The sequence below is a fragment of the Pseudazoarcus sp. NS36 genome (assembly GCF_059703705.1).
Window position 1 is genome coordinate 135,451 of sequence record NZ_BAAKJA010000006.1, and the last position, 14,422, is coordinate 149,872.

At 62.1% G+C, this 14,422-nt stretch carries 18 protein-coding genes; 12 read left to right on the forward strand and 6 right to left on the reverse strand.

From position 1 onward, the window contains the following. Nucleotides 1-21 precede the first annotated feature (21 nt). The 4 genes from glyQ to AC6H0R_RS10890 are packed head-to-tail and all read left to right on the forward strand — an operon-like array spanning nt 22 to nt 4,327. A complete protein-coding gene (gene glyQ / locus AC6H0R_RS10875; RefSeq protein ID WP_497581391.1) occupies nt 22-948 on the forward strand; it encodes a glycine--tRNA ligase subunit alpha in 927 nt (308 codons plus the stop codon). Next, the gene (glyS, locus tag AC6H0R_RS10880) at nt 948-3,041 is read left to right on the forward strand and encodes a glycine--tRNA ligase subunit beta (RefSeq protein WP_497581392.1); all 2,094 of its coding nucleotides are present in this window, start codon (nt 948-950) and stop codon (nt 3,039-3,041) included. The genes glyQ and glyS overlap by 1 nt, the downstream gene beginning before the upstream one ends. A 12-nt stretch (nt 3,042-3,053) precedes the next feature. Beyond that, nucleotides 3,054-3,593: a D-glycero-beta-D-manno-heptose 1,7-bisphosphate 7-phosphatase gene (gmhB, locus tag AC6H0R_RS10885; protein ID WP_497581393.1), complete on the forward strand. Its 540-nt coding sequence runs from the start codon at nt 3,054-3,056 to the stop codon at nt 3,591-3,593. Further along, nucleotides 3,590-4,327: a lysophospholipid acyltransferase family protein gene (locus AC6H0R_RS10890; RefSeq protein ID WP_497581394.1), complete on the forward strand. Its 738-nt coding sequence runs from the start codon at nt 3,590-3,592 to the stop codon at nt 4,325-4,327. Before gmhB ends, AC6H0R_RS10890 begins: the two co-directional genes overlap by 4 nt. A gap of 93 nt (nt 4,328-4,420) precedes the next feature. Here the strand turns inward: AC6H0R_RS10890 and AC6H0R_RS10895 are convergent, their stop codons facing one another. The 6 genes from AC6H0R_RS10895 to AC6H0R_RS10920 all read right to left on the reverse strand — a co-directional run bounded on the left by AC6H0R_RS10895 (nt 4,421) and on the right by AC6H0R_RS10920 (nt 8,612). Then, nucleotides 4,421-4,987, reverse strand: a complete 567-nt coding sequence (locus tag AC6H0R_RS10895) for a phasin family protein (protein ID WP_497581395.1) — start codon at nt 4,985-4,987, stop codon at nt 4,421-4,423. A gap of 239 nt (nt 4,988-5,226) precedes the next feature. Beyond that, nucleotides 5,227-6,003: an enoyl-CoA hydratase gene (locus AC6H0R_RS10900; protein WP_497581396.1), complete on the reverse strand. Its 777-nt coding sequence runs from the start codon at nt 6,001-6,003 to the stop codon at nt 5,227-5,229. Between the two features lie 11 nt (nt 6,004-6,014). Then, on the reverse strand, nt 6,015-6,548 hold the full coding sequence (lptA, locus tag AC6H0R_RS10905) for a lipopolysaccharide transport periplasmic protein LptA (RefSeq protein WP_497581397.1): 534 nt from the start codon (nt 6,546-6,548) through the stop codon (nt 6,015-6,017). Continuing rightward, nucleotides 6,545-7,114, reverse strand: a complete 570-nt coding sequence (gene lptC, locus AC6H0R_RS10910) for an LPS export ABC transporter periplasmic protein LptC (protein WP_497581398.1) — start codon at nt 7,112-7,114, stop codon at nt 6,545-6,547. The genes lptA and lptC overlap by 4 nt, the downstream gene beginning before the upstream one ends. Before the next feature lie 11 nt (nt 7,115-7,125). After that, a complete protein-coding gene (locus AC6H0R_RS10915) occupies nt 7,126-7,647 on the reverse strand; it encodes a KdsC family phosphatase (protein WP_497581399.1) in 522 nt (173 codons plus the stop codon). Further along, nucleotides 7,647-8,612 carry a KpsF/GutQ family sugar-phosphate isomerase gene (locus AC6H0R_RS10920; protein WP_497581400.1) on the reverse strand — a complete coding sequence of 322 codons (966 nt, stop codon included), beginning with the start codon at nt 8,610-8,612 and terminating at the stop codon, nt 7,647-7,649. Before AC6H0R_RS10920 ends, AC6H0R_RS10915 begins: the two co-directional genes overlap by 1 nt. A 194-nt stretch (nt 8,613-8,806) precedes the next feature. Between AC6H0R_RS10920 and AC6H0R_RS10925 the strand changes: the two genes are divergently transcribed. The 8 genes from AC6H0R_RS10925 (at nt 8,807) to AC6H0R_RS10960 (ending at nt 14,401) form a co-directional block, all read left to right on the forward strand. Beyond that, on the forward strand, nt 8,807-9,625 hold the full coding sequence (locus AC6H0R_RS10925) for an ABC transporter ATP-binding protein (protein WP_497581401.1): 819 nt from the start codon (nt 8,807-8,809) through the stop codon (nt 9,623-9,625). Next, a complete protein-coding gene (gene mlaE, locus AC6H0R_RS10930; RefSeq protein ID WP_497581402.1) occupies nt 9,622-10,416 on the forward strand; it encodes a lipid asymmetry maintenance ABC transporter permease subunit MlaE in 795 nt (264 codons plus the stop codon). Before AC6H0R_RS10925 ends, mlaE begins: the two co-directional genes overlap by 4 nt. Then, nucleotides 10,413-10,877, forward strand: a complete 465-nt coding sequence (mlaD, locus tag AC6H0R_RS10935) for an outer membrane lipid asymmetry maintenance protein MlaD (protein WP_497581403.1) — start codon at nt 10,413-10,415, stop codon at nt 10,875-10,877. Before mlaE ends, mlaD begins: the two co-directional genes overlap by 4 nt. Nucleotides 10,878-10,953: 76 nt before the next feature. Continuing rightward, nucleotides 10,954-11,802 (forward strand): MlaA family lipoprotein, encoded by an 849-nt coding sequence (locus tag AC6H0R_RS10940; protein ID WP_497581557.1) that lies wholly within the window; start codon nt 10,954-10,956, stop codon nt 11,800-11,802. 5 nt (nt 11,803-11,807) lie between these two features. Then, entirely contained in the window at nt 11,808-12,434 is a 627-nt protein-coding gene (locus AC6H0R_RS10945) for an MlaC/ttg2D family ABC transporter substrate-binding protein (RefSeq protein WP_497581404.1), read from the forward strand. After that, nucleotides 12,434-12,721, forward strand: a complete 288-nt coding sequence (locus AC6H0R_RS10950) for an STAS domain-containing protein (protein ID WP_497581405.1) — start codon at nt 12,434-12,436, stop codon at nt 12,719-12,721. Before AC6H0R_RS10945 ends, AC6H0R_RS10950 begins: the two co-directional genes overlap by 1 nt. After that, nucleotides 12,721-13,617 carry an ABC transporter ATP-binding protein gene (locus AC6H0R_RS10955; RefSeq protein ID WP_497581406.1) on the forward strand — a complete coding sequence of 299 codons (897 nt, stop codon included), beginning with the start codon at nt 12,721-12,723 and terminating at the stop codon, nt 13,615-13,617. Before AC6H0R_RS10950 ends, AC6H0R_RS10955 begins: the two co-directional genes overlap by 1 nt. Beyond that, the gene (locus tag AC6H0R_RS10960) at nt 13,610-14,401 is read left to right on the forward strand and encodes an ABC transporter permease (protein ID WP_497581407.1); all 792 of its coding nucleotides are present in this window, start codon (nt 13,610-13,612) and stop codon (nt 14,399-14,401) included. The genes AC6H0R_RS10955 and AC6H0R_RS10960 overlap by 8 nt, the downstream gene beginning before the upstream one ends. Nucleotides 14,402-14,422: the final 21 nt, after the last annotated feature.

A 14,422-nucleotide genomic window follows, 5' to 3' on the forward strand; every position in this document is an offset into this window, starting at 1 on the left:
TTGCTTGGTGTCCCGCGGACCATGTCTTTGAAGAAACCGACTTTCCAGCAGATCATCCAGACGCTCGGCCAGTTCTGGGGTGAACGCGGCTGCGCGCTGCTGCAACCGCTCGACCTTGAGGTCGGTGCCGGCACCTCGCATCCCTCTACCTGCCTGCGCGCGCTTGGCCCCGAGCCATGGAACGCTGCCTATGTGCAGCCTTCGCGCCGCCCCAAGGACGGTCGTTACGGCGAAAACCCCAACCGTCTGCAGCACTACTATCAGTATCAGGTCGTGCTCAAACCCTCGCCCCCGAACATCCAGGAACTGTATCTGGACAGCCTGCGCGCGCTCGGCATTAATCCGATGGAGCACGACATCCGCTTCGTCGAGGACGACTGGGAGAACCCCACGCTGGGCGCCTGGGGTCTGGGCTGGGAGGTGTGGTTGGACGGCATGGAGGTGACGCAGTTCACCTATTTCCAGCAGGTTGGCGGCCTCGATTGCAAGCCGGTGCTGGGCGAAATCACGTACGGCATTGAGCGGCTGGCGATGTATCTGCAGGGTGTCGAGAACGTGTATGACCTGATCTGGACGGTGTACCCGGATGGCATGCCGGTGACCTACGGCGATGTGTATCACCAGAACGAAGTCGAGCAGTCGCGCTACAACTTCGAGCACGCGAATGTGGACTTCCTGTTCTCGCTGTTCGGCAACTACGAATCCGAAGCCAAACGCCTGATCGCCGAGGGGCTGGCGCTGCCGGCCTATGAGATGGTGCTCAAGGCCGGTCATACCTTCAACCTGCTGGACGCGCGCGGCGCCATTTCGGTGACCGAGCGTGCGGCCTACATCGGCCGCATCCGCAACCTTTCACGCGCCGTCGCGCAGGCTTATTTCGAATCACGTGAGGCGCTCGGATTCCCGATGCTTGCCCGCAGTCAGAGCTTCGCCGGGGAGGGCGCATGATGTCGAAACACGCCCATCTGCTGGTTGAACTGGTCACTGAAGAATTGCCGCCGAAGGCGTTGCCGCGCCTGGGTGAGGCTTTTGCCAACGGCGTCGTCGCGGGTCTGCGTGCCCGTGGGCTGGCTGCCGCTGACGGAGAATTCCGTGGTTTTTCTGCGCCTCGCCGCCTGGCGGTGCTGGTGCGTGGCGTGGCTGCTGAGGCCGCTGCGCAGGAGGTCACCGAAAAGTTGATGCCGGTGCAAGTCGCGCTGGATGCCGACGGAAAGCCGACGCAGGCGCTGCTCAAGAAGCTCTCTGCACGTGGTATCGGTGAGGAGGCTGTTGCAGGCTTCGAGCGCCGCATGGACGGCAAGGCGGAGGCGCTGTTCTATACCCGAACCGAAGCGGGTGCAGCGCTTGATGCGGTGCTGGCCGAGATTGTTGGTGACGCCGTGCGCGCGCTGCCGATCCCGAAATTGATGCGCTGGGGTGCGTCCGAGGTGCAGTTCGTGCGTCCGGTCCATCGCCTGGTGATGCTGCACGGCGAGCGTGTGGTGTCGGGTTCCGTGCTGGGACTGGAAGCCGGCCGCACGACGATGGGCCATCGTTTCATGAGCCGTGGCGCAATCGAGATTGCGAACGCCGAGGCCTGGGAGCCGACGCTGCTGGCCGAAGGCAAGGTGGTGCCGCATTTCGGTGAGCGTCGTGACGAGATCGAGCGTCAGCTCAAGGATGCTGCCGCGCGCGAGAAGGCCTCGCTGGGCGACTACGCTGACCTGCTCGACGAGGTAAGCGCGCTGGTCGAGCATCCGAGCGTATATGTTGGCGAATTCGAGGCCGAATTCCTCGCTGTGCCGCAGGAATGCCTGATCCTGACGATGCGTGCCAACCAGAAGTATTTCCCGCTGTTCGACGGCAAGGGGCGGCTGCTCAATCGCTTCCTGATCGTGTCGAACATGAGGGTGGCTGACCCGACCAATATCGTGGCCGGTAACCAGCGCGTGGTGCGCCCGCGTCTGGCCGATGCGCGCTTCTTCCTTGAACAGGATCGCCGCAACACGCTGGAAAGCCGTCTGTCGCGTCTTAGTTCGGTGGTGTATCACAACAAACTTGGCAGCCAGCTTGAGCGGGTTGCGCGGCTGGAGCGTCTGGCAGGTCGCATCGCGGCGCGGTTGAATGGCGATGTCGATGCCGCCTCCCGCGCGGCCAAGCTTGCCAAGGCGGATCTGGTCACCGACATGGTCGGCGAATTCCCCGAGCTGCAGGGTTTCATGGGCCGCTACTACGCGCTTGCTGATGGTGAGACGCAGGCTGTGGCCGATGCCATTGCTGCGCATTACCAGCCGCGTTTTGCAGGCGATGCCTTGCCAAGCGGCAATATTGCCTGCGCAGTTTCGCTGGCGGACAAGATCGACGCGCTGGTGGGGTTCTTCGGCATCGGTCAGGTGCCCACCGGCGACCGCGATCCCTACGGGCTGCGCCGCGCGGCACTGGGCGTGCTGCGCATCGTGATGGAGTCGCCGTTGCCGCTGGATCTGGCTGATCTGGTGGGAGAGGCCGCAGCCGGTTTTGCGCCGGGCGTGCTGACCGAAGAAGGTTTCCGCGACACGTTGCTGGACTTCATGTTCGAGCGCCTGCGTAACCAGTTGCGCGACGCCGGTCACGCCGTGGATGCGATTGACGCGGTGCTGGCGCTGCGTCCGACGCGTGTGGACCGCGTGCCGGCCAAGCTCGACGCGGTGCGCGAGTTCCTCTCGCTGCCCGAGGCCGAGGCGCTGGCCGCGGCCAACAAGCGCATCGTCAACATCCTCAAGAAGAGCGGGGCAGCAGCGGTTGAGCCGGATGTCGCGCTGCTGCAGGAAGAGGCCGAGAAGGCGCTGTTCCATGCGGTTGTCGATATCGTGCCGCTGGTGCGCTCACACGTGGACAACGAAAACTACACCGAGGCGCTGCGTGCGCTGGCGGGGTTGCGCGGCGTGGTCGACAGCTTCTTCGACAAGGTCATGGTCAATGCCGAAGAGCCGCTGACACGCCAGAACCGTCTGGCGCTGCTCGGCACACTGGCCGGGCTCATGAACCGGGTGGCCGACTTGTCGCGCCTGTCGGCGCAGTAAGCGGGGTCACGGATGAAGCTCATCATTCTCGATCGCGACGGCGTCATCAATCATGACTCCGATCTGTTCATCAAGTCGCCAGACGAATGGAAGCCGATTCCGGGCTCGCTCGAAGCGATTGCGCGGCTCAACCAGTACGGTTGGCGCGTGGTGGTGGCCTCCAATCAGTCCGGTGTCGGACGCGGTCTGTTCGGCATGGATACGCTCAACGCCATTCACGACAAGATGGTAAAGAGCCTCGCGCAGTTTGGCGGGCGGCTTGATGCGATCTTCTTCTGCCCGCATGCGGCCGATTCGACCTGCGACTGTCGCAAGCCCAAGCCCGGCATGTATCGGGATATCGGCGAGCGCTTCAACTTCGATCTGGCCACCGTGCCGGTGGTCGGCGACAGTCTGCGCGATCTGGAGGCTGCAGCCGCCGTCGGTGCTGTGCCCTACCTGGTGCTCACGGGGAAAGGCGGGCGGACGCTGGATGAGGGCGGTTTGCCGGCGGGAACCCGAATCTTTCCGGATCTGGCCGCCGTAGCGGCAGAACTGGTGGCGGAAAAATGAACGCGTTGCGCTCCTTCCTCTTTGCGCTCGGCCTGGTGGTGACGATTCCGCCCTATGCGTTGTTCTCGTTCCTGACCTTTCCGTTCCGGCCGCTCACGCGCTATCGCATCATCAGCTCGTGGGCGCGTATCGCCTTGTGGATGGCGCGTCATTTCCTCGGTATCCGCTATCGGGTGCTGGGCCTGGAGAATCTGCCTGACGAGCCCGGCGTGATTCTGTCCAAACACCAGTCGGCCTGGGAAACGCTGGCCTTTCAGCAGATCTTTCCGCCGATCAGTTTCGTGCTCAAACGCGAGTTGTTGCGCATCCCCTTCTTTGGTTGGGGCTTGGCGCAGATGCCGTTTGTGGCCATCGATCGCGCGGCCGGCAAGGATGCCCTTGCGCAGGTGGTGGAGCGGGGCGGCGCACGGATGCGCGATGGCTTCTGGGTGGTGGTGTTCCCCGAGGGGACGCGTGTGCCGCTAGGGCGTTCGGCGCGCTACAAGATCGGCGGTGCGTGGCTGGCCACGCACGTCGGATCCAAGGTCGTTCCGGTGGCACACAACGCCGGCGAGTTCTGGCCCAAGAATGCGCTGGTCAAGCGTCCCGGCGAGATCACGGTAAGCATTGGTCCAGCCATCGAAGCGGAGGGGCGGACGCCTGACGCGGTGAATGCCGAAGCCGAAGCGTGGATCGAGGCCGAGATGCGGCGGCTGTTTCCGCATCACTATGCCAAGGGTGTCACGACTCGGTAGCCCTGCCGGCCAGGAGTGAACAAAAAAACGCCAGCCCTCGGGCTGGCGTTTTTGTGCAGAAGAGCTTCGGGAGCTTTCGCCCCAACACAGGTATCAGGCGGCCGCTTTCTTGGCAGCGGGAGCCTTGCTCGCCGTGCCGACGGCCTTGACCGTGGCGTCGGTCGCGGCGCTGACATTGGCTTCGGCCAGTTCTGCAACCTGCTTGGCGGCCTTGTTGACCGTGTTATAGGCGCTGTTGGCGGCGGCCATGGCAGACTTCATCGCGGCGAAGGCTACGTCAGAACCGGCCGGAGCGGACTCGGCGGCCTTGTCGATGATGCCGGTGAAAGCCTTGTTGAGCTGGCCGACCTGGTTCTCGAACAGCTTGGTCATCTGTTCCTGGTTACTGGTCGCGATTTCGTACAGGCTGCGGTTGTAGGACACGGCCTTCTCGACCATCGGCTTGCCCAGCGAGCTCTGCAGGCTCAACAGCTCCTGTGGGTCTTTGACGCCCATCAGGCTGCGCGTGCTGGTGATGCTGTCCTCGACCATGGCGCGGGCAGCGCTCAGGTTGAGTGCGGCAAGTTTCTCGGCATTGGCGAAAGCGCTGTTGGCGATGCTGACGAATGCTTCGAGATTGGCCTTGTTGGCAGCAGCGATTTGTTCCGGAGTCGCAAACATGGTGTTCTCCTTGACTTGATTAAATTCGGTGCTGCGGTGCAGCATGGTTCCCAGTATAGGGCGGACAAGCTGCTTGTCAAGGAAAATATATTGCGGTGCACAAAAGTCCAGAAAGTGGGTCGAGACTGACTGGAAAGTTGTTTTAAAACAATCTTGAAAGCTCGTAGTTCTGGGCTGGTCCAAGGGGCTCAGCCGAGCTCGGAGTGTCTATTCTGGCGGTGCACAGGAAGCAGGGGTAGTCAGCGATGCTTGAAGTCGGGCTGGCGCTTTTCAAGAAAGGCGGTCATGCCTTCTTTCTGATCGTCGAGTCCGAAGGCGGCGTGAAAGCCTCGACGCTCAAACAACAGACCTTCGTTGAGTGGCATCTCGAAGGCCCGATTGACCGACTCCTTGATCATCATCAGCGTCGGTAGAGAGTAGCCGGCCAAGGTGTCTGCGATTGCGAAGGCCTCAGCCAGTACCCGATCGTCGGGCACCCGACGCGACACCAGTCCGGCGCGCTCGGCTTCCGCGGAATCCATGAAACGCGCCGTCAGACAAAGATCCATGGCCTTGGCCTTGCCGACTGCGCGGGGCAGGCGTTGGGTACCGCCAGCGCCGGGCGGGATGCCGAGCTTTACTTCGGGCTGTCCGAATTTGGCTGATTCGCCGGCGACGATGATGTCGCACATCATCGCGATTTCGCAGCCACCGCCAAGCGCATAGCCGCGTACTGCGGCGATGACCGGTTTGCGGAAGGTCTTGAGGCGTTCCCAGTTGCGGGTGATGTAATCGCCGAGGTAGGCGTCCATCCACGAGAGGTCTGCCATCGCAGCGATGTCAGCACCTGCCGCGAAGGCTTTCTCGGAGCCACTGAGGATTACAGCGGAAATGCCCTCATCGGCCTCGAAGTGGTCTAGCGCAAGGCCGAGTTCGTCGACGAGGACATCGTTGAGGGCGTTGAGGGCTTCGGGGCGATTCAGTTCGACGAGGCCGGTGCGGCCTCGTTGGTCGGTGCGGATGCAGGTCCAGGTCACTGGCGCGGGGGTCAGGGGTTGGCGGCTGCCTTGGGCTGGATGGTCATGCGGATACGCGATTCATCCTGCTTGCTGCCTTTCGGCGGCAGGCGGAAGGCGGTGTAGTTTTCGGTCAGCGCGTCGTACTCGATGACATCGCCGGTAAGGATGTCCTGACCGGCCTGGATGCGGGCACGCCCGAAAAGCTTGGCGGTTTCGTTGCGACTGTCGTATTCGATGCGCTCGGCTTCGCCGTCGATGTATTCCTGTGAGGCTTCGCGCTTCTGGCGGAAGGTCGCGAGCTTGGTGGTCGTGCCGGTGGCAACGCCGGTCTGGAAGCCATCGGCGCCCTGCATGACCACCAGCTTATTGCCCCGCATGACGAGGGTGCCCTGGGTCAGCACGACATTGCCATCGAAGGTGTGGGTGCGGTTGCGTTCATCAACCGCGACTTTGTCGGCCTCGATGTTGATGGGCTTTTCGCGATCAGCTCGTTCGGCAAATGCGCTGAATGAGGAGGCGGTAAGTGCGCAACAGAAAAGCAGCGGAAGGATTGGCTTGATCATGGTCTAGTCCGTCTTGAGCTGGGCATTTGGAGGCGAGTTGCGCCAACGAGATCCAGGGTGCCGGCGAGGTTGTCGGCACGCATGCCATCGCCGTAAGCAGTGATGTTACCGTTTTTGAGCACCACGGGTGAGTCGGTTGATGCCTTCTGTGCATCAGGCCACACCGTAAGGGTTTCACTTTCGATGATCAGCTCATCGCCCTCCGGCGTCTTGCGTACTACGACGGCTTCGCCGCGCAGATCCACCACGCTACCGTCCGGGCCGCTTTCGCCGCGGTTGGCCGTTGCCGTGATCTGGCCGCGGGGGCTGTGATAGCGCAGATGGGGGCGTTCCAGATCGGTGATGTCGGACCTGGGGTAGTGGGTGATGCGGTCGGCATCCAGTTCGTAGGCGAGCCTGCCGTCGGTGTCAAAGCGTGCGACCCGGATGTTCTCGCCGATGAAGTCAGGATGGGTCCGATCAACCTGTTGCACGGCTTCTGGGGCGCGCGTCACGCGCTCGAGCCACAGCGTGGCGGCAGCCAGCAAGACCAGTGCGACAACAGGGTAAAGGCGGTCGATGTGCATTTGGGGTCTGGTCAGCGCAAATAGCCTTGAAGCAGGGTGTCGAGTTTGCCCTGCGCCTGCAGCAACAGGTCGCAGACCTCGCGTACCGCTCCGTGGCCCGCCGGTCGGGTGCCGACGAAATGGACATGCTGCTTGACGAAATCGTGTCCGTCGAGCGGGGTGGCCGAGAATCCGCAAAAGCGCAGTAGCGGGAGGTCGACGACGTCGTCGCCCATATAGCCTGCCTGAACAGGCTTCAGTTTGCGTTGATCCAGCAGATTCTGCATGCGCTCGCGCTTGTTCTCGACTGCCATGTGCAGCTCGGTGATACCCAGGTTGGCCGCACGCAGTTCGAGTGCTCGCGACGCCCTGCCGCTGATGATGACGACCTCGATACCGGCGTCCATGAGCATGCGCAAGCCATGTCCGTCGAGGCTGGAGAACGACTTGATTTCGTCACCGGCGGGCGTGAAGTAGAGGCTTCCGTCGGTCATTACGCCGTCGACATCGAAGCCCATCAGGCGTACGCCAGCGGCGTGTCCGAGTGCGCTCATCAGATCACCTGCGCGCGCATGAGGTCGTGGGTGTTCAGGGCGCCGGCCAGCAACGTGCCCTCGTCGGCGACGAGCAGCTGGCTGATGCGCAGCCGCTCCATGGTTTCGGCTGCTTCGACGGCCAGCGCGTCGGGGCGAATGCATTGCGGGTTGCGGCTCATGACGTCGCCGATCGAGGCGCTGCGGATGTCCGCGCCGCGTTCAACCGTGCGTCGCAGATCGCCGTCGGTGAAGATGCCGGCAATCTGTCCGGAGGGCGCAATGATGGCGGTCATGCCCAAGCCGCCGCGGGTCATGGCCAGCAGGGCGTCCAATACGGGGGCGTCAGGCGATACCTGTGGAACGTCGGCGGCAGGGCGCATGACGTCGCGGACATGGGTCAACAGGCGGCGACCAAGCGCACCACCGGGATGGGCGCGGGCGAAATCGCTTGCGCTGAAGCCGCGCGCATCAAGCAGCGCAACCGCAAGAGCGTCGCCCAGCGCCAGAGCCGCAGTGGTGCTGGCAGTTGGCGCAAGGTTGAGCGGGCAGGCTTCTTCGGCGACGGCTGCATCCAGGTGAACGTCAGCCTCGCGCGCCAGCGGCGAGCCGGCAGCGCCGGTAATGGCCAACAGGCTGGCGCCACGTCGCTTGACCTGCGGCACGATGGTCAGGATCTCTTCGCTGGTGCCGGAGTTGGACAGCGCAATGACGACGTCGTCAGGGGTGATCATGCCCAGATCGCCGTGTGCAGCTTCGGCGGCATGGACAAAATAGGCGGGGGTGCCGGTGCTGGCCAGGGTGGCGGCCAGCTTGCGGCCGATGTGGCCGGATTTGCCGATGCCGGTGACGATCACCCGCCCGTGGCGGGACAGGATCAGTTCGACGGCGCGTTCGAAGTCGCCGTTGATGCGATCGATCAGCGCTGCCACCGCTTCGGCCTCGATGCGCAGTACGCGCTTTGCCATGTCGCTTGCGCTGCTCATGTTGTCGGCTTTCGACCTGTCGGGTGTGCGGGCGTTCGAGTATATCAGAGGGTGTCTGGAGTGCGCCGTGGCTGGGGCTTGTGGCGCGAATGACGGAGACGCCGGAGCGAGCGTTCTGTTGTGCCGATGCGACGGATTGAACGGCCGTGTGTGATAGATTTGCAGCCCGTACCTAAGCCCTCGGCGCCCGTCCCTTGACCCGCATTCAGGAATCCCCTCTTGTCGAGCTTCACGACGTCTGCTTCGCCTATGGCGAACGCCAGATTCTGAAGGGTGTGAACCTCGTCGTGCCACGCGGCAAGGTGGTCGCGATCATGGGGGGGAGTGGATGTGGCAAGACGACACTGCTGCGCCTGATCGGTGGTCAGTTGCGGGCCAGTTCGGGCACGGTGATGGTGGAGGGCGAAGACATCGGGCGTGTCGGCCGTGATCGGATGTACGAGCTGCGTCGGCGCATGGGCATGCTGTTTCAGTTCGGCGCGCTGTTTACGGATATGTCGGTGTTCGAAAACGTGGCGTTTCCGTTGCGTGAACACACCGATCTGCCTCCCGAATTGCTTGAGCTGCTGGTGATGATGAAGCTCAATGCCGTCGGTTTGCGGGGGGCTGCGCATCTTTCACCTGCTGAACTGTCGGGGGGTATGGCGCGACGTGTGGCGCTGGCACGTGCGATTGCGCTGGATCCCATGCTGATGATGTATGACGAGCCGTTTGCAGGTCTGGACCCGATTTCGCTCGGCATCATCGGCCAGCTCATCCGTAAGCTCAATGATGCGCTTGGCGCCAGCACCGTTATGGTTACGCACGACGTGCATGAGTCTTTGAGTATTGTGGATTACGTCTATTTCGTGTCGGACGGCAAGATTGTTGCAGAGGGCTCGCCGGACGAGATCCGCGCCTCTGCCGATCCTTTCGTACACCAGTTCGTGCATGCCGAGGCTGATGGCCCGGTGCCGTTCCACATGGCTGCACCGCCGATCCGTGAGGCCCTGCTGGGCGGGAGAGCGGCGTGAGCGGCCCGGTCGCGGCGGTACGCCGGGTCGGCAGTCTGGTTCTTGATGGCGTGTGGCGTGTGGGCTTTGCCGCGCGCTTTTTCATGCTGGTCTTGTTGTATTCGGGGCAGTCACTCCGCCGGGCGCACCTGACCATCCGCGAGATTTACTTCAGCGGCGTGCTGTCGCTGCTGATCATTGTCGTGTCCGGGCTTTTCGTCGGGCTTGTGCTCGGTCTGCAGGGGTACGAAACGCTGCAGCGTTTCGGCTCAGGTGACGCAGTTGGCGTGTTGGTGGCGTTATCGCTCACGCGGGAGCTCGGGCCGGTGATGGCTGCGCTGTTGTTCGCCAGCCGTGCCGGGTCGGCCGTAACGGCCGAGGTGGGGCTGATGAAGACCACCGAACAGCTCAAGGCCATGGACATGATGGCCGTCAACCCGATTGCACGTGTTGTTGCGCCGCGATTCTGGGGCGGCGTCATCGCCATGCCCCTGCTGGCCGCGATTTTCACGTCGATGGGCATATTCGGGGGCTGGCTGATCGGTGTTGTGGTGATCGGCGTGGATTCCGGCGCGTTCTGGTCGCAGATGCAGAATGCCGTCGATTTCCGCTATGACATCATGAACGGGATGATCAAGAGCTTTGTGTTCGGGATTGCGGTTTCGCTGATCGCGGTGTTCGAGGGTTTCGACTGCCACCCGACGGCTGAAGGAATTTCGCGGGCCATTACCCGTACAGTGGTCAGCTCGGCGCTGGCTATTCTCGCAATTGATTTTGTACTGACTTCATTCATGTTCCGGGGTACATCATGAGCCGCAGCACGCTCGACCTGTGGGTCGGGATTTTCGTTGTCATCGGTGTCGGCGCGTTGTTTTTCCTGGCGTTGCGTGTCGGCAATGTATCGAGCGTGAACCTTGCCGATGCCTATACCGTTCAGGCGGAGTTCGACAATATCGGCGGGCTCAAGGTGCGTGCGCCGGTCAAGAGCGCGGGGGTCATCGTCGGACGTGTGAACGCGATTCGCTTCGACACCAACACCTACCGGGCCGTGATTGAGATGAACATTGCGCCGGAGTTCGAGTTTCCGCGCGACACGATTGCCTCGATCCTGACATCGGGCTTGCTGGGTGAGCAGTACATCGGGCTCGATGCGGGCGGCGATGTCGAGAACCTCGAAAACGGTGACAAGCTGCAGATCACGCAGTCAGCCATCGTTCTGGAGAAGCTGATCGGACAGTTCCTGTTTGACCGGGCTGGCGCAGCAAATGAATAACATGCTGTACATCGGGCGCTCGCGTCCCGAGGTGTAGTGGGTCTGAACAATAGTGAAGAACAACAGAGAAAACATCATGGCCAAACAAAACTTTACCCGTGCCTTCGTGCTGCTGCTGGCATTCGCGATGCTCGTGATGACCGGCTGTGCATCCAATCCACGCAACCCTGACGATCCGCTGGAGGGCTACAACCGGGCGATGTTCAGCTTCAACGAGGGCGTGGACAAGGCCGTCGTGAAACCGCTTGCTCAGGGCTATGAGGCGGTGGTGCCGCAGCTTGTTCGTACCGGTATCGGCAACGTGTTCAGCAACCTCGGTGACGTGTGGGTCGGCATCAACAACCTGCTGCAAGGCAAGGCTGGCGATGGCATGTCTGACCTGATGCGCTTCGCGGTTAACTCTACCTTCGGTTTCCTTGGCATCTTCGATGTGGCGAGCGAGATGGGCTTGCCGAAGCACAACGAAGATCTGGGTCAGACCCTGGCCGTATGGGGCGTGGGTGAAGGGGCCTACTTCGTGGTGCCGTTCCTCGGACCGAGAACGGTGCGTGACGCCGTGGTGCTGCCGGTCGACATGCGTGGCAATGGTCTGGTGCAGCTTGATCACGTGCCGACGCGCAATACCGTACTGGCAACGCGCGTTGTGCATACCCGGTCGCTGCTCCTCAAGACGGATCGCACGCTGGATGACCAACTCGACAAATACGCTTTTGTGCGCGATGCCTATCTGCAGGCCCGTCGCTATCAAGTGCATGACGGCAACCCGCCGGTCCAGTATGAAAATTTTGATGCGAACGGAAAGTCCTCGCACGCTCCGTTCTATCAGACCTATCCGGATGCGTTGGCATTGGCTGCGGTTGGTCGTATGGAATTTGTTGACCATTCCGCGGTCGATCAGCGTTCGGAAGTCGTGATCACAAGGTGAGCTTGATGAAGAACCTCATTCTGGCAATGTGTCTGTCCGCCGTATCCGTGCTGGCATCTGCTGCTGTCCCGACGGACAAGCCTGACGAACTGGTCAAGGCTTTGACGGAAGACGTGCTCGAGATCCTGCGTGGTGACGACAATCTCAAGAAGGGCGATGCCAGTCGCGCGGTGGAAAGCATCGAGAAACTCGTGCTGCCGCACTTTGACCTGCGTCGTATGACCATGCTGGCTGTCGGTCGCGACTGGCGCAATGCCAGTGCGGCCCAGCAGCAGCGTCTGGTGGATTCTTTCTACGAAATGCTGGTGCGTACGTATTCAAACGCCTTGACCGAATATCGCAACCAGACCGTCGCCTTTCGCCCGCTGCGGATGAATCCGGGTGATCGCACCGTGCGCGTGCAGACCGAAGTCCGTCAGCCCGGCGGGCAGCCGATTCCGGTCGACTACATGCTGGAGCAGGACGGCAAGGTCTGGAAGGTATTCGATGTCGTGGTCGCTGGCGTCAGTCTGGTCACCAACTATCGGGGGACTTTCGCCCAGGAAATCCGGGCGGGTGGTATCGATGGCCTGATCCGCGCGCTCGAAACGCGTGGAAGCGAGATCGCGAAGGCCGCGGAAGGCAAGTCCTGATGGGGGCTGTGCTCAAGCCGAGCGGTGCGCTCACCATGGACACTGCGGCCGGGCAACTGCGCAGTGGGCGTGAGATGGCGGCCGGTGGGGATCTGCAGGTCGACCTTTCGGCGGTGTCCGACTTTGACTCGGCTGCGCTGGCCTTGCTGCTCGACTGGATGCGTACCAGCGCAGCCAGTGGCGGCAAACTCAGCCTGAGCTCGGTGCCGCCCGGTCTGGCGAGTCTGGCGCAGTTGTACGGGGTCGACGAGCTGTTGCCGCTCGACGAGGCTTCCAGGAACGCCTGATGCCGGTTTCAGCACTCAGTATCGAGGAGGTCACCAAGCAGTACGGTGACCTTCATGCACTTTCGGGCGTCAGCCTCGAAGTGGCGCAGGGCGAGTTCTTCGGCCTGCTGGGCCCCAACGGTGCGGGTAAGACCACCCTGATCTCTGCGCTGGCCGGTCTCGTGCGGCCGACCTCCGGGCGGCTGTCCGTGATGGGGCACGACGTGGTGCGCGATTACCGCAATGCGCGCATGCAGCTCGGTGTGGTGCCGCAGGAACTGGTGTTCGATCCCTTTTTCTCCGTGCGCGAGCTGTTGCGCATCCAGTCGGGCTATTTCGGTATCGCCGACAACGACGACTGGATTGACGAAATTCTGCACAAGCTTGATCTGCTGCCGAAGGCGGAGGTCAACATGCGTTCGCTGTCAGGCGGCATGAAGCGTCGCGTGCTGGTGGCCCAGGCATTGGTGCATCGCCCACCGGTGATCGTGCTTGACGAGCCGACGGCAGGCGTCGACGTAGAGTTGCGCCAGGGGCTGTGGCAGTTCATCCGCAAGCTCAACCGCGACGGCCACACCATCGTGCTGACCACGCATTACCTGGAAGAAGCCGAAGCCCTGTGCGGGCGTATCGCCATGCTCAAGGGCGGGCGGGTTGTGGCGCTTGATCACACGCGTGCGTTGCTGGAGCGTTTTGCCACGCACAGCCTCGCCGTGCGCATGCGCAATCCCGCCGTGGGTGCGGCCCTGGGCGGGGTCTCGTCTGAGGATGGCTGGGTTCGCTTCGGATTTGATACCTATGCGGATGTCGAACCGCTGCTCGCGCGTTTGCGTCAGAACGATGCAGGGGTCGAGGAGCTGCGTCTCGGCGAACCGGATCTTGAAGAAGTCTTTGTCGAGGTGATGAGCCGTGCCTGAATCTACACCTCGTCCCCGCGTCTCCCGCTGGACGGGTTTTCGCACGCTGCTCTACAAGGAAGTCCTGCGTTTCTGGAAGGTGGCTTTCCAGACCGTGGCGGCGCCGGTGCTGTCTGCAGTGATGTTCCTGCTGATCTTTTCGCACGTGCTAGATCGGCATGTCACGGTCTATGGCGAGATCGGCTACACCACTTTCCTGGTGCCCGGCCTGATCATGATGTCGCTGTTGCAGAATGCTTTCGCCAACACCTCGTCCTCGCTGATCCAGAGCAAGATCACCGGAAACATTGTGTTCGTGCTGTTGCCGCCGATTTCCTACCTCGAATTCTATTGCGCCTATGTGGGTGCGGCGATGCTGCGCGGCGTATTTGTCGGGGCGGGCGTGTGGCTCGCGTCACTGCCGTTTGTCGACTTGCCGATCGCGCATCCGTTGTGGGTTCTGGCGTTCGCTCTGGCCGGCGGAGCCATCCTTGGGTCTTTTGGTGTGATCGCCGGTATCGTGGCGGAGAAGTTCGATCAGCTTGCTGCGTTTCAAAACTTCCTGATCATGCCGCTGACCATGCTTTCCGGCGTATTCTATTCAATCCATTCGCTGCCCCCGCTGTGGCAGGACGTTTCGCATGCGAACCCGTTCTTCTTCATGATTGACGGATTCCGCTACGGATTCTTTGGCCAGTCGGATGTTTCCCCCTGGCTGAGTCTCGCCGTTGTCGGGATGTGCCTGGGTGGGCTGGCGGTACTGACTCTCGCGCTGCTGGCGCGAGGCTACAAACTACGCAACTGAGTGCAACAAAGGAAAGCTGAA

Bases quoted from the DNA above. Each gene is read 5' to 3' on its own strand.
- glyQ (WP_497581391.1), top strand. From the start codon at position 22: ATGTCTTTGAAGAAACCGACTTTCCAGCAGATCATCCAGACGCTCGGC.
- glyS (WP_497581392.1), top strand. From the start codon at position 948: ATGTCGAAACACGCCCATCTGCTGGTTGAACTGGTCACTGAAGAATTG.
- gmhB (WP_497581393.1), top strand. From the start codon at position 3,054: ATGAAGCTCATCATTCTCGATCGCGACGGCGTCATCAATCATGACTCC.
- AC6H0R_RS10890 (WP_497581394.1), top strand. From the start codon at position 3,590: ATGAACGCGTTGCGCTCCTTCCTCTTTGCGCTCGGCCTGGTGGTGACG.
- AC6H0R_RS10895 (WP_497581395.1), bottom strand. From the start codon at position 4,987: ATGTTTGCGACTCCGGAACAAATCGCTGCTGCCAACAAGGCCAATCTC.
- lptA (WP_497581397.1), bottom strand. From the start codon at position 6,548: ATGATCAAGCCAATCCTTCCGCTGCTTTTCTGTTGCGCACTTACCGCC.
- lptC (WP_497581398.1), bottom strand. From the start codon at position 7,114: ATGCACATCGACCGCCTTTACCCTGTTGTCGCACTGGTCTTGCTGGCT.
- AC6H0R_RS10915 (WP_497581399.1), bottom strand. From the start codon at position 7,647: ATGAGCGCACTCGGACACGCCGCTGGCGTACGCCTGATGGGCTTCGAT.
- AC6H0R_RS10920 (WP_497581400.1), bottom strand. From the start codon at position 8,612: ATGAGCAGCGCAAGCGACATGGCAAAGCGCGTACTGCGCATCGAGGCC.
- mlaD (WP_497581403.1), top strand. From the start codon at position 10,413: ATGAGCCGCAGCACGCTCGACCTGTGGGTCGGGATTTTCGTTGTCATC.
- AC6H0R_RS10940 (WP_497581557.1), top strand. From the start codon at position 10,954: ATGGCCAAACAAAACTTTACCCGTGCCTTCGTGCTGCTGCTGGCATTC.
- AC6H0R_RS10945 (WP_497581404.1), top strand. From the start codon at position 11,808: ATGAAGAACCTCATTCTGGCAATGTGTCTGTCCGCCGTATCCGTGCTG.
- AC6H0R_RS10950 (WP_497581405.1), top strand. From the start codon at position 12,434: ATGGGGGCTGTGCTCAAGCCGAGCGGTGCGCTCACCATGGACACTGCG.
- AC6H0R_RS10955 (WP_497581406.1), top strand. From the start codon at position 12,721: ATGCCGGTTTCAGCACTCAGTATCGAGGAGGTCACCAAGCAGTACGGT.